At 34.6% G+C, this 14849-nt stretch carries 13 protein-coding genes; all 13 read right to left on the reverse strand.

Annotated features, from left to right (window positions below; genetic code table 11):
- Nucleotides 1-8: 8 nt before the first annotated feature.
- Nucleotides 9-1001, reverse strand: coding sequence for a VOC family protein (locus RHP49_17000; protein WNH12573.1), 993 nt, complete (start codon nt 999-1001; stop codon nt 9-11).
- A gap of 151 nt (nt 1002-1152) precedes the next feature.
- Nucleotides 1153-1917, reverse strand: a complete 765-nt coding sequence (locus tag RHP49_17005; protein WNH12574.1) for an SDR family oxidoreductase — start codon at nt 1915-1917, stop codon at nt 1153-1155.
- Nucleotides 1907-2554, reverse strand: coding sequence for an O-methyltransferase (locus RHP49_17010; GenBank protein WNH12575.1), 648 nt, complete (start codon nt 2552-2554; stop codon nt 1907-1909). Before RHP49_17010 ends, RHP49_17005 begins: the two co-directional genes overlap by 11 nt.
- Nucleotides 2555-2572: 18 nt before the next feature.
- Nucleotides 2573-3559 carry a hypothetical protein gene (locus RHP49_17015; protein ID WNH12576.1) on the reverse strand — a complete coding sequence of 329 codons (987 nt, stop codon included), beginning with the start codon at nt 3557-3559 and terminating at the stop codon, nt 2573-2575.
- 65 nt (nt 3560-3624) lie between these two features.
- Nucleotides 3625-4494: a DUF6503 family protein gene (locus tag RHP49_17020; protein WNH12577.1), complete on the reverse strand. Its 870-nt coding sequence runs from the start codon at nt 4492-4494 to the stop codon at nt 3625-3627.
- Between the two features lie 27 nt (nt 4495-4521).
- Entirely contained in the window at nt 4522-5010 is a 489-nt protein-coding gene (locus RHP49_17025) for a cupin domain-containing protein (protein WNH12578.1), read from the reverse strand.
- A gap of 10 nt (nt 5011-5020) precedes the next feature.
- Nucleotides 5021-5320, reverse strand: a complete 300-nt coding sequence (locus RHP49_17030; GenBank protein WNH12579.1) for a DUF3861 domain-containing protein — start codon at nt 5318-5320, stop codon at nt 5021-5023.
- A 3-nt stretch (nt 5321-5323) separates the two neighbouring features.
- Nucleotides 5324-6541, reverse strand: coding sequence for an MFS transporter (locus RHP49_17035; GenBank protein WNH12580.1), 1218 nt, complete (start codon nt 6539-6541; stop codon nt 5324-5326).
- Between the two features lie 171 nt (nt 6542-6712).
- Nucleotides 6713-8110, reverse strand: coding sequence for a DUF1593 domain-containing protein (locus RHP49_17040; protein WNH12581.1), 1398 nt, complete (start codon nt 8108-8110; stop codon nt 6713-6715).
- Between the two features lie 218 nt (nt 8111-8328).
- Entirely contained in the window at nt 8329-11175 is a 2847-nt protein-coding gene (locus tag RHP49_17045) for a TonB-dependent receptor (protein ID WNH12582.1), read from the reverse strand.
- A gap of 620 nt (nt 11176-11795) precedes the next feature.
- The gene (locus tag RHP49_17050) at nt 11796-12704 is read right to left on the reverse strand and encodes a helix-turn-helix domain-containing protein (protein ID WNH12583.1); all 909 of its coding nucleotides are present in this window, start codon (nt 12702-12704) and stop codon (nt 11796-11798) included.
- Nucleotides 12705-12792: 88 nt separating this feature from the next.
- Nucleotides 12793-14424, reverse strand: a complete 1632-nt coding sequence (locus RHP49_17055; protein ID WNH12584.1) for an arylsulfatase — start codon at nt 14422-14424, stop codon at nt 12793-12795.
- Between the two features lie 20 nt (nt 14425-14444).
- A complete protein-coding gene (locus RHP49_17060; GenBank protein WNH12585.1) occupies nt 14445-14558 on the reverse strand; it encodes a hypothetical protein in 114 nt (37 codons plus the stop codon).
- Between the last annotated feature and the right edge of the window lie 291 nt (nt 14559-14849).

Consider the following 14849-nt stretch of genomic DNA (forward strand, 5'->3'; position numbering starts at 1 on the left):
AATAGACTTTATACATCCATAGGTTTTACGGTACCATCTTCAGAAAGACCTGCTTTTTTACCTTTACCCATTTCTTTAAAAGGGTTAGCAAATCCCCAAGCATCATTTGGGTTATCTTTTAAATAGTGTACGTCTAAATGATCTGGTGCAAAAACCAATCTTGCACAAGCGTAATATTCAAACAAGACACCACTTCCTGGATCGATAATATAAATAAAGAATCCTTCATCTGCTTTATGTCTTGTTGGTGCGCCCATAACACTCTTATACCCTTTTTCTGTGAAATAATCTAAAGCTAATAAAACTTCCTCTCTACTATCCACATTCCAACAAATATGATTTAGAACACCTGCCTTTGGCTCAATATTAGGATCTGTAAAAACAGCAATATCATGGGATAAGTTTGCTAATGTATGTAGCCCACCTATTGGTGGCATATCATCTGAAATCCTAATTTCATCGGGATTCTTAAAGCCCAATTCTTTCCAAAATGCTTTTTCTAATTCATAAGCCCCCTTAGACACCATATAAGTTACATGATCAAACCGTCTTGGGTTCGCTCCTTTACCTCTATTACTAGCATATCTATCTGCATAAATACTTCCGCGTTCACCTTCTTCTCGTAACCATTCTACATCCCAAAACACTTCATGCATATGTCCTTCTGGTGATTGAAATTTAAATGCTTTTCCGTGACCTTGATCACCATCGTACCATCCTCTACCAGCACCAATGCTTTCTAGATATTGTACTGCATCTTCTAAAGCTTCAGGACTATCAGCTCTCCAACCTATATGACCAAGACCAGATTCATTGCTTTGTGTTAACTTTAAGGTATGATGGAAATAATCTCCCCATGCTCGTAAATAAACTGAATTTTCCTCTCTTCCAGTTATATCCATACCAACTATATCACCAAAGAAGTGTACTGATTTTTCTAAATCTTTAGTAAGCACTTCTACATGTGCCATTTGTGAAAAATAATGTGGATTTCTTGCCATATCTATTAAAATTTATATGTTTTATTAATAATAATCTATTACAAAAGTAAAGTTGTTATAACCTTCTAGTGAATCAATTACATTCTAATTATATTCAAAATCAATCTATTTAACAATTTAAACAACTAAATTGTTATATTTTTTATTCATTTTACGCAAAAGCACCTCCATCAACAGCCATAGCATGACCTGTAATAAAAGTTGATTGGTTAGAACATAACCAAAGAGCTACATCGGCTACTTCTTGTGGTTGTCCCATACGTTTCATCCGTTGATGATTAATTGCTTCTTCTTTTGCCTCTGGATTATAGGCCAACTTGCGTCGCCCCTCCATAAGCATTGGTGTTTCTATAGCTGTTGGACATATGGCATTTATGCGAATGTTTTTGGTTGCATACTCAATAGCGGCACTTTTTACAATTCCAACCACCCCGTGCTTAGAAGCAGCATAAGGCACATTTTCTGGTTGACCAACCAAACCCGCTGCCGAGGACACACAAACTATGTTACCACCACCCGTTTTTAACATTTCTTGCAATTGATATTTAACACAGTACCAAGTTCCTGTAAGATTAATGTTTATTTGTTGCAACCAAGCATCTTCAGGATATTCATGGGTTGGCAGAGACAAATTACCAGCTATTCCTGCGGAATTAACGGCACAATCCAATCTTCCAAATTCATCAACCGTTTTCTTAACCAAATGTTCAACGTCTTCTCGTTTTGAAATATCACATTTTACAAATATGGCTTTCCCGCCGATTGAACCTATTTCATTTACAACGCGTTCGCCCTGCTCTACATTCACATCGGAAACCACTACCCGACCTCCTTCCTTAGCAAAAGCCATAGCTGTTGCTTTCCCTATACCCGAGGAAGCTCCTGTAACTAAACATACTTTATCTTTAAATCTCATATTCATAATTCTTATAATGACTCACTTCTATTCCGCTACCAATAGGCATGAGGATAGATGTAAATGTTTTCTTGTTAGTTATACTTTTTCTATATGCATTTGTTTCCTTTGTTGAATGTGGTGGCAAAAGCATATTATCACCTAAAACCCAAGCTCCTTTATTTAATTTAGAATAGAACAAATCAAAGCATTCTACATACAGTTCTTTCCAAATATCCAACAACACAAAATCAAAAGTTTCAGTAGCATTTTCTATACTTTCTAGAGCATCTCCTACCCTAAAATCGACAAATTGTATTAAACCAGCTTCCTCTATTTTTTCTTTAGCATATACCACTTTTTCAGGATTATTCTCTAGGGTTATTACTTTCCCTTTATTTGCTCTTGCTGCTTCTGCCAACCAAAGTGTTGAATACCCATAGGAAGTTCCTATCTCCAATATTGTTTTGGCCTTACTGCCTTTTATTAAGGCATTTAAAAACTGGCCAACTTCCCTACCTACGGGAAGTAAAAATTCATCACGCATTTTCATGCCTTCCTCTAGGGGCAATGTTTGCATTAATTTATTTTCAGTTGCTATGCGTTTATGATATGTAGTTAATACGGACTGTACTTTTATGTCAAAATCTATCATCATCTATTCGTATTGCGTAAATTACTTGGTTGATTCGATTAAACTTTCAAAAAAGTCCACTACGATTAATGGAGCATTGATGTCTAAATTTTTGTTTCCAACAATTTTTTTAAAGCGTTCGGGAATGGGCGGGGTATCCTTTAACGGTACAGTATGCCCACCGTTAATAACTTTTATGAGTTCCACTTTTTTGTCGGTGTTATAGCAGGCATATTTGACATGGACAACCGTGGAGTTGTCATCACTGCTATAATCTTCATATTCAATTGTTTCTGACTCAACAGTACATGGCAATAAACTTTTCCAGTATGCTACGGTTTTTTCGGTAGATTGTACCGAACCACGTGTACTATCTTGTCCTATCACTACCCATCCTCCTTCATAAGGATTTATAGGGTCGTTCGTACCATTAATGATAAGCACAGAAGTGGACACGTTTTTTGGTGTACAGTCATTATTAAAATCCTTTGGTATGTTGGCCACAAATGGAGCTATGCCTTTAATTTTCTCAGGCAATTCATAGGCCAATTTGTAGCACATATGTCCACCATTTGAAATTCCGGTAGCAAATACCTTGTTTTTATTTATATGGAATTTCTTGTGGAAATGTGTTATCATTTCTTCAAAAAATTTGATATCATTTACATCTTCTTGATTGGCTTTATAACTGGCATTCATTCTGCAATCATTCCAATGATTTTCATAGCCTAAAGGATAAACTATTATCTGTTTTTTTCTTTCACTTGCAATCCTTTCAAACTCATAATTGGTAAATCTTCGAGTATCCTTTACATTTCCATTTGACCCATGTAAAGCAAATACGAGTGAAGACGAACTTTTCAAATCTTTAGGAACAAAATATTCGAAGGTTCTAGATTTACCATCTATTATTATTGCTTCTTTCCGTAATTCAGTTGGAATGTATGCGGGAATTTCTTCTTGTGCAATTCCATTTAATGAAAAGAATAAAAGGATGAATAGTGCCTGAAAATAGTTAATTTTTACCATGTGATATTCTTTTTTTATTTGATTACTTCAGGAAGTGAATTCCCGATTTTGCTTTATTATATAAATCAATTATGCCTAACGGGTTCAAAATAAAATTCAGAAATATGATTTTCATGTAATTTGGTTCTAGGTTTATCTAAAGTGCCTTGAGTTATGTATTGCGATGTTGGCAAAACAATTCCATTTTGCTCTTTGTAATTTTCAAACTTACTTACCCCTGTAGCCATTGGGTGCGCTTCCCTTAACGTAAACTCTAAGCAACTTATTAAATGAGTGTCTTTATTTAAATAAATCATGTATTGATCATATTCTGGGTTGGGTTCAACACTTTTCCATGTTATAAACAATACATCATAATTAACATTATTAATTGTTTTTTCACCAGCCGAGGCTATTATTGATGCTTCTCTTAAGCGAAACGGCAATTGAAACCAATAACTTTTATATCTGTTTTTATGAAGAATCATCTCATTCATATCTAAAGATTGATTTCCTTCTTTATTAATAGCATAAGATTTATCATTCTTTATTTTCCAAGTATTGTCCTTTTGAGGACCATTTAGTAAAGTAAGCTCACTATTATAAGTTCCCAATTCGCAAACCATACTGAATTTTTGTGGGTTGGTAGTCCAATTGGTTTCATTTCCATACCAATCCGCAGTCATTATAAATTCTCCCGTTTTATAATGATTCCACTTATCAAAACCACCACTTGCATTTTCTAATTGATGTAATAATTCTTGTCCTTTTTCCAATTCCAAGGAATCTAAGCCATCTTTTAAAGCAGCCGTTCGCAAATCTGCTAAAGGCACATTTTTCATTTCAGTCTTTTGCTTTACAGAATTCTCAATTTGTACTTCTTTTTGTTTGCATGAAACCAAAAAGAAAACAATAAGCAGAATACAGCAATTCCATGTTGTGTTTAGAATTTTCATTTATATTATTTTTGTTCAAACTAATTATTAATGTTCCATAACTTCAGGAAATGGTTTGCCATTTAACTCAAAAGGCTTTGCTTCAATTAAAACAAACAAAATCCTGCACACTTCGGTCTCACTGGGGTTGCGCCATTTATGGATGGTACCATTTTGAATGATGATGCCTTCCGGCCCAATGGTTTTGAACACTTTATCATCCAATTCCAATTCTATTTCACCACTCAACACAATGCCATAGTCGATACTGTTGCTGCGGTGCATTGGCGAAGAAGTCCCAGGCAGCATGTCAACCATCCTGATAACGGAACCGCCTTGTAGGGTGGTACCTGCATCGCGCAAACGCCCATCGGTTTCATCGTTGCAATCTGCGGGGACCGTTGCGGTGGTCCAAATTGTGGCCATCGCAGCGTCGCCAGTAGGAATGATTTCTAGCTGAAAGGCATTGTCGTCCACAAAAACAGCCTTACCGTTTTTATCGTGCCCCGTTACTATTCTTCTTGTTTTATTGGCCATCCTGATAAGATTATTTTGTCCCCTTAAGCTTTTTCATAAACTCACTAAAAGCAGGCCTGAAATCAGAAAACAATTCTATCTTTCTATTCTTCAGCATCACTTCGCTAAACATTTTTAAACCAATAGCAAACTCAACAGCTTGCTGTTTGGTTTCAAATAAATCTCGGTTTTTCATCCTTTCGATAATCACAAAAATATTATCGTGATTGTCAAATTCTAATTCTATTGGCTCGTAAACCGTTTCATCTGCCTTTGCTGTTTCTAGCAACTCAAGTTTTATTCTATATTTATTCGTTCTTTTATTCATCATATTTTAATTATCTAAATAATGCGGAAACTCTTTATGCTGCCCTAAAGTTTCCTTCAATTTAAAAGTAAAAAGCACACCTAATAAGGCCATTGTAGCCGACACCCATAAAAATGCAGAAGAGTCTATCTTATCGGATAACACACCTGCAATTGATGGCACTATAACCCCTCCAACTATTTCGCCAACGCCCATAATCAAACCCATAGCCTTTGCCCGTAGTGGTGGCGGAACAGCTTCTGAAGGAATAACAGCGGCAATCATTGCTAAACACCCCATCATAAAATAAGTGATAAACATGGCTGGTAAATGAAACATCGTGCCATTTAAAAAATAGACCGCAAAAGGATAAAGAATACCCAAAAACATGAATATAAACATGATGTTTTTACGACCAAATTTATCGGAGAGCGCAGGCACAATAATAGATGCCAACAACCCTGAAACCCCTAAAAGCCCCATGGTTTTTCCCATTTGGTCTGGACTCATACCTTGCACTTCAACAAAATATTTTGATATAAAAGGTAATGTAGCAAACCACCAACCAAAAACACAGCAAGCCACAGGTATACCCCATTTAACATTGTTGTATTTTAATAATTCTTTAAAATGAATGGATGTATCTTCTTTTTTCCCTAAACTTTCAGCAGTAGATTTTTTTACATAAATCCAAGATAACACACCTAATAACAATCCTGGTATTCCAGCTATATAAAAGGCATTTCGCCAACCTAAATTTTCGGCAATGGCTACTAAAATAACAGGTGCTAAAATAGAACCAAATAAAGCCGAACCTACACCTTGCAATATGCCTGCATTTAATCCCAATCGATTAGCAGACGATTCTTTTTCTACAAAGTTTTGCGCTAGTGGAATTACTGCACCTTCTGAAACACCCATTACAAGTCTTGCTACTAGTAAGCCGGCAAACGACATGGCGATACCCGTACCGAAAGAACATAACGAAAAAACAACTACAGCAGCAACAAAAACCAGTTTCTTTTTGTTATTGGTCTCAGCCCAAGCCGTTGAAAAATAGCTTGAGAATGCCCAAGCCAAAGATAAGACTCCTGCCAAAAGTCCAATTTGGGTATCGCTCAATGGAATATCTTTGACTACGAATGGAATTAAAAAATTAAGAGCTAACCTATCAAAAAACAGGCAACCAAAGACAAGAGACATTAGAGCCACCAGCCCGTTTTCGTATGAGAATATTTTTTTCATCTATTATTATTTATTTGTTTTCAATGGTCAGAAGGTATTCCTAACTATCATTCTCGTTTGGTTTGCTATTTTATTATTAATGGGTATTTACTTTATTATTTTTATTTAGAACTATAGTTACAATAACCCTTTTGTATCTTGATAAAGCAGGTTTTCCTTTGTCGGTGACTTTTAGAATAAAATGAGCCGTTTCTGGTTTTCAACTGTTGGAGCAACAATCGTGTGAATATTATATAGGTTCTCACTAAGCATACAAAAAGATATTGGTTTATTATATGAGCCCACTTCTAGGTATTGAAACCACCAGTATGTCAAACTATCTCCATCAGGATCGGTTGTTCCGCTAGCATCCAAACTAAAAGTTTCGCCAGATTTTACCGTAAAATTTTCAGGGTGCCCCAAAGCAGGTACAGGTGGATGATTAACTTCTTCGAATAATCCTGTACACCAGCTCATTCGAGCTGCAAAATCATTTTGAAAATCATCACGCCAACGCCATAAGGTTACATGATTATTGGTTACCGTCAAAGTATCCTTTTGCATGACAACTCCATAAGCGTTTGGAATTCTAGGTGTAAAGGTGTCATTAACATTGGTCCATATCGATCTACTTTCAGGCTCATATTCTGCACCTCCTCGAAAAATATAAAACAATGGTTCTTTAAATGGTTCGGGGTTGTAAAACTCATATCTTGCTCCCCAGCTTCCCCAATTAGGTATGGCTTCATTGTTTAACCCATTTTGTACTAACATTAGCCATGAAGGTGTATCGCCTTCCATACCATAGGCTACATCTGGATATTCTACTCCCAATGCCCCGTTGCCTTGTTGTATGTTTTCGGCAAGCCATTCGTTACTTATCACATCATTATTTATGCCTTCAACTACTGAATTAATAGCTTTCCAAGTGGCGTCCTCGTAATGTCCGATACTAACAATATAAAACAATTCTGGGAAATTTTTACGTATCCAAATGCCAGTATCATCCTGATCTGAAATGGTATAAATTCGTAATTTACTAATCAGTTTTTTGGCTTCTATCTTGCTTTTGGTTTCCTTTATTTTCCAAAGTGCATGGGCAAGGGTATTGGTTCCACCCCAAACCGATACCCAAACTGGACGTTCGTCATCTTTTTCTAGAATCTTAATTATCCATTGTGAGCCTTCGGAGTCTTTACCTTCTCCCACGCCTTCCATTCCAAATACAGGTAAACCTTGTTTTACCATTCCGGTTAACTTTTCTGCACTAGGAAATCCCAATTCATGTTTTAATAAATTCGGTTGCACATTTCCATAGGCATCAATAATTTTATGAATTGATTCAGGAGCAACCCTTGTTTTTTGGTGAATAGACGTTGTGGCTATTAGTCCTTCTATTTCAATTTGATTAGAATACAACAAAAGACGCACCAAGGTCTGCGAATCATCTGGATCTCCCTCTATATCCGTTAGCACAACTAAACGATGTTTACTTTGATAATTTTGTGCGACTGTTTCGATAGTGAAGATTGCAATAAACAACAACACAGCATGTTTTATATAGATTCTTATGTTTCTTAAAGTATTCATATAAATAGCTCTTGTTTTTTAGTCAATAAGAAATCTTTAAATTAATTCTTAAAACCATTAGATAAACATGTAGGTTGAAAATAAGACGTCAAGTCCGAGCTTCTTTATTTCTTATCAAAACATATTGTTTTAAGAACAACAATCTTTACACGACTTCTTGCCGTTCTAGCAATTATCCCCCTTTTTTTTAAAGAAGGGGGATTTGCTAATTTTTAGTATTAAAATTTATAAGTAGCAGTCAAGAATAAAGATCTTGGCATACTTCCTTGAGAAGAAAATGGTGAGGTAGGATTAGCTGCCACAAATTCGGGTGAAACCCCTTCTCTGTCCAAAGCTGCTGGAAACCCTCCAGTACCAAACCATCCTAATATACCATAAGTATTTAATACATTATTTACGTTAGCTTGTAAGCTTAATTTTTCACTAAAATCATAACCCACCGTTAAATCTACCGTAGTAAACGCTGGCATTTGCCATGCATTTTGATTATTAGCTTGTCTATCACCCATATAGCTTATATTAACCGCTCCAAACAATTTTTCTCCATTATACATGGGGTTAATATTAAACATTAAATAAGGTGTGTTTTCAACTTCATTGCCTGACAAATCAAGAAGCGTATCATCTGATGGTCCGTCATTACCACCAATCCAAGTTGTGAATTGTTTTAATTTAGAGTTTTGAAACGTTGCACCTCCTTTTAAAATGATTTTATCAGTGAATGCATATGACCCATCAATTTCTAAACCTCTTGTTGTATATGTGTTAAACTGAATAGGTGAGTTGTAATTAGTGCCATCAACATTAAGAAAAGCGGTAGTTTCTGAAATATTACTTAATACACTATAAAATGGTGTAATAAATACTTTTACTTTTTCAGAATTAAATTTGTATCCGCCCTCAACTTGTTCTACTTGTTGGGCATAAGGTATTGTATTGTCAATTAAAAATTGTGAGGTTTGATTTAAATAAAAGTTAATATCTGGTGCCTTTTCACCATTCGAATATCTTACATAAAATGCATGATTATCAGCAAACTTATAATTTAACCCTGTTGAAAAAGATGCCGTACTAACCGTTTTGTCTATGCTCAATTCTGGGCCTTCTGTACCTCCAAAATTATCGTATAAAGTCAACGGATTATTATCCCTTCCTGCAGATTCTGCATTTGGAATGCTTTGGCTGTTATATCCCGCAGTTTTAATGCTTTCATGTCTAAAGCCAACATCAAAGTTAAGTTTCTCGCTAATTTCCCATTCCCAGGCTAAAAACCAAGAAAATTGCTCTTTTGTAAACGACGAAATATTGGTTCCTGAACGACCTACATCCATAACGCCATTAGGGTCTGTTACCTCATAGGTGTTACCATCAATGCCAGCTAAAGTAATATCAACTAAGTGGGGTTGATCTTGCATAGTACCAACCGCAATACCGTGATCTTGAGACAAACCTGTTTTTTTCGTCTCGGACTTCGCATAAAAGGCACCAGCAACAAAATTCATGTTATCCAGCTTTTTTGAAAACGTAAAGTTGTCCATAAACTCAGTTGTTTCATCAGCAGCACTACCAAACAATGGTAAAAAGAACAATGAATTATCTTGAACGTTAGCTCCAGGAAAATTATTGTTTGATCCTGGCGTAAAACTTAATGGCGGGCCAAAAGGTACTGTTGGATCAAAGGCTTGTGTCGTGGTACCTAAAACCTGACCACTTACCCTATCGGTAAAAGTATAGGTTCCTTGTTTAAATAATAAATGAGGTATAGCATAAAACAAAAAACTATCAGTAGCAAAAGGAGTTACTACGGCAGGAATATTTGAAGCAAAGTCCATATTTTGATAACGCGCATCATTGGTGATTTTAAATCCGTTGCCCAAATCTTGTTCCCAATTTACACCAAATGCCTGTTGTTGATAGTGCAGTTTATCTTCAGAATTGAAATTAAAACTATCATTCCCATTTATAGGTATATCTAATGACAAACTTGGAAGATAATAAGAATCGGAAGAATTAAATCCATCAACTATGTTCGGGTTAGACCAATTTGAAGTTGGTGTAAATTCTCCCAAAGCATTTTTGTCATTTAATACCTTAGCATATACCTTAACTTTTCCCGAATTATATTTTTTCACCAAATTAGCTCTAAATTGCCCACCATTATTCATAGGGTATCCAGGGTGTCTAGCACCATCGGAGCGTCTGTAAAAACCACTTAAATTATAGGTTAAAGAACCATCCTTAGACAAAGGACCGCCTACATTTACATCTGTTCTGTAATACGGATTTTTAAGATTTCCTTCCATACCTATTTTTGCACGAACTTCTCCTGCAAATTCGCTTCCACCTTCTCTTGTAATATAGTTAAAAATACCACCTGGTGCATTGGCTCCTAAAATAGAAGCCGTACCACCTCTAATAGCTTCAACCCTAGCGGTTCCAATATCAGCTCTTAAAAAACCATCTACACTTGAATTTAAATTTGTAACAGGCAAACCATCTTCTTGTATAGATACATAATAATACCCATTGGCATTATCAGATGATCCTGCCGAAATACCTCTTGAATACACAGTATTCCAAACTTCACCTCTTGCCTGATTTACATAAATACCTGGCATGTTTTTCAATAAATCAGCTGAACTTGTAGGTGCAGTTCTTGCAATTTCTTTTGCTCCCAATGATGACATGGCTACTGAAGATTCCATACGTGTTCGCTTATCAAAAAAACCTGTAATAAGAACCTCGTCTAATTGAGACAAATCTTCTTTTAAAGTAATTAAAAGGTTTTTTGTTTGAGGCAGAGTAATATTTAATTTTTGTTTTGTATAACCAATATAAGATGCAATTAACGAATAGGTTCCTGCCTCTACATTATTAACAGAAAAATTTCCATCAAAATCTGAAACCGCCCCTTTAGATGTGCCTTCTAATAATATAGAAACTCCTGGCAAAGGCATGCCATTCTCATCGACCACTTTACCTGTAATATTACTTTCTTGCGCACTTACTTGACTATTCACAAAGAAGCAAAATATCGCAAAAGTTAATTTAAAAATTGTTTTCATAATTTAATAGAATTAATTAATGTTAGTTATTATTTTATGACTTTTATCATATTTTATTTACATAAATATCATTATGATAAAATTGGTTAAGACAAAATTATAATATAACAATATGTATTGTGAATCAAAAAAAGATAAAAACTATTCAAAATCAATCCATTTAACATATAACCCTTTAGAGTGATTCTTATTTTATTATTTAAAAAATTGAATTAAGCTTCTTAGCTTTGTCAGGCATAGCTTAACAACTAGTTAAAACACATATAAATTAAAATACATTATTTAAGACTTGCTTGCATTGTAATCAATTTAAATATTCATAATCAATTTCTAAAAAGCCATCAACTATTTTTAACCAATATCAAAAAAAAAAAAAAATAATTGTGATCAGAACGATTAATGTAATTTTCGTAAGCCTTGAAATTATCAAAACGTACTTAAACTTATTTTTAGAATTAATCTGCTTTAATACTTCAAAATTTCTTACACTAAAATGATTGCTTCATTTTGAATTTCATCATTTTTGATATAAAAGAATTTAAAACAACAACATATTATCCTTAAAAATTAAAAAACAACAACGGGAGCTACGAATCAATTAATTACTAATACACTCAAAATCAATCCATTTGAGCGTATTCCTTTGGAGTGATTCCTGTTTGCTTTTTAAAAAACCGGGCGAAGTTACTCGGAGTTTGGTCACAAAGTTTCACAGCTATTTCTGAAACATGTAAATCAGAATACTTTATTAGAGATTTAGCTTCTAAAACCATCATTTCCTTTAATAAATCTTGTGCAGTTTTATTAATACTGGCCTTTACACATTTGTTTAAATAATTTGGAGTAATATGAAGTTTATCTGCATAATCCGATATTTGTTTATACTCATAAATATGCTCAGTTAACAATTGCTTATAAGCTTCGGTGATCCTAAAATATGAGTTTTTGCTTTTTTTAGATTCTAAAAATACTTCTTTTTTCACCTCTTCAAATAAGGTTAACAGATAGGAAGCAATTAGGTTTTTTTTTGTTTTTTCTCCAGTTTCATAAAGCACCATTAACCGTTTCAAAATCAATTCTACACTTTGTTGTGTTTCTTTAGATAACTGAACAACTGGATTAGATTGAAATTGAAAAAAAGAAAATCTATCACTTAGGTATTTTTTTGGTAAAAAATCGAAAAGGCTTTCATCAAAATGACAAAAAAAACCTTCAGCATCAATACTCATGGATTTGTGCTGCGTGATTTGAAATGCTGGAAGAAAGAATATAGACCCATCTCCAAATTCATACTTATTCAACCCTTTACTTCTAACGGAAATTCCTTTTTTTAAATATATAAAATCGTGAAATTCCTTACGGTGTGGCAACACCTTAAAATTAGCCTTATCAGTAATATCATCTAATTTATTTACATGGTAGTCTTTTTGTTTGGATTGAGAAACCTTTGGCATCCATTCCGTAGTTTCTCCATGAAAAGATGTTAATTCTGAAAGGTTTAGAGTTGGTATTTTATGTTGATTTGCCATGTCTTATTTAGTTAGCCTTTATCAATATATGAAATTTCAAAACATAAAATATAAAAAAAAGCAATCATATGCCAACCTTAAGCAAAATTTAGTGTTTAGGACCAAAACCTGTTCTCCTTGCAAACTCATCACTCCATGGCTCAACATCGTTGTCTTTTGCCCATTTATTATAAGCATGTTCTAATTCCTTAACAACCTCAGGGTATTCATTGGCAAGGTTTTTTGTTTCTACCCGATCATTTTTTAGGTTATACAATTCCCATTCATTTTTAGGATAGGTTGAAAGTAATTTCCATTCTCCAGACCACACCGCCCTATTGCCAGACCATTCGTGAAATAATTCTCGTTCCTGATTCCATTTATTATTTTGAATTGATGTTATAAAACTCTTTCCTAAAAGTGGATTTGTTGTTATTCCATTATATTCTTTTGGATAAGACACTCCTGCTATGTCCAAAAATGTAGGCAGAAAGTCTATAACATGAACACCGCCTTTCTGAATGGTGTTTTGAGGAATCTTTTCAGGCCATCTTGCTACAAAAGGACTACTTACACCACCCTCATACGGGTTTGATTTATAACTTCTTAAAGGCATATTAGAAACCTGTGCCCAATATTTGGTATACGACTCATTTGAACCACTTGTACCTACAGAACCAGAATTTCGCTTTACGGAAAAAGGATGTTTTGAAAAATCCCAATCGTCTGCACCATTGTCTGATATAAACACAATTAATGTATTATCTAGTTCACCTGCTTCTTCAAGATGCTTAATCAAACGTCCAATATTCTGGTCTAAATTATCAACCATCGCTGAATATACTTCCATTTTCTTAACCCAATACTGTTTTTCATCATAAGTTAAGCTCTCCCATTCAGGAATTGAAGCATCTCTATCCGCATTTTGGTTCTCTGGAAACAGCCCAATTTTTTTAAGGTTTTTCAACCTATTCTCTCTTAACACATCCCAGCCTTTATCATATAAACCTCTATGTCTCTCTATATCTTTTTCCTTAGCGTGAAGTGGCCAATGCGGTGCGTTGTATGCCATGTAAAGAAAGAATGGTTTGCTTTTAGGCTGTTCATCTAAATAGGCTATGGCTTTTGTGGTCAATTCATCTGTTAAGTAAAAATCATCTTTTTCAATTGTATATGGTTTATTACCTTCAAAAAGCCAAGCAGATTTTGGAGGTCCTTTCATAATAGGTTTTGTATCAAAATAACTTAAAGCTCCATCTATAAATCCAAAAAACTTATCGAAACCTCTTTGTAAAGGCCATTGTGATTCTTTATTTCCAACATGCCATTTTCCGCACATATAGGTCGAATAACCCCCTAACTTCATTCCTTCTGCCAAAGTAAGAGACTCTTTATTTAAATAGCCTTGATAGGCAGGCAAACCTAAATCCTTATTAAAAAAACCAATGCCTGCCTTATGTGGGTATTGCCCAGTTAACAAACTGGCGCGCGAAGGCGCACAAATAGCATTGTTGTAGCATCTCTCCAATCGGGTTCCCTCATTGGCCAAACGGTCAATATTTGGAGTTTTTATTTCAGAGCCATAACTCCCTATATCAGAAAAACCCATGTCATCAGCCATGATCAGCACGATATTGGGTTTGCTATTTTTTTTAAGTTCCGGCGTTTCTTTTTTAGACTTAAAAGCATATAAAAATGCTATGGAAACAAAAACTAGACTAGTAATTACTATTTTTTTCATCTTACACTATTATATATGTATCACAATTTAATCGTTTTATACTCAAACCAATCAAAATTGGCTTCAGACTCACCTTTCTTTCCTTTTCCTGTAGCATACAATCCAACATAAACACCTGTAAATCCACCAACCACTTAAGAACTTAGAAATTTTGTATCGACAGATTCCACATTTACATATGCTTTATGGTCTTGCGTATATGAAAAGGCAAACGTAGACTTACTTCCCTCAATTCTTAAAATAACTGCTCCAGGTTGCAATTCAAATGCTTTTGATTGATAATGGGTTGAACCAAATTGGAGCAACACAAACAAAACTCTTTTTTTCCATTATTCTGAACTATAAAATCAAAATGAGAACCATTATTCACTAAGGTCATACCAGCCTCTTCATTGGTATTAATGGGATTAAATACTATACTGGTT

It is taken from the genome of Flavobacteriaceae bacterium HL-DH10 (assembly GCA_031826515.1).
Lineage (GTDB): Bacteria > Bacteroidota > Bacteroidia > Flavobacteriales > Flavobacteriaceae > Thalassobellus > Thalassobellus suaedae.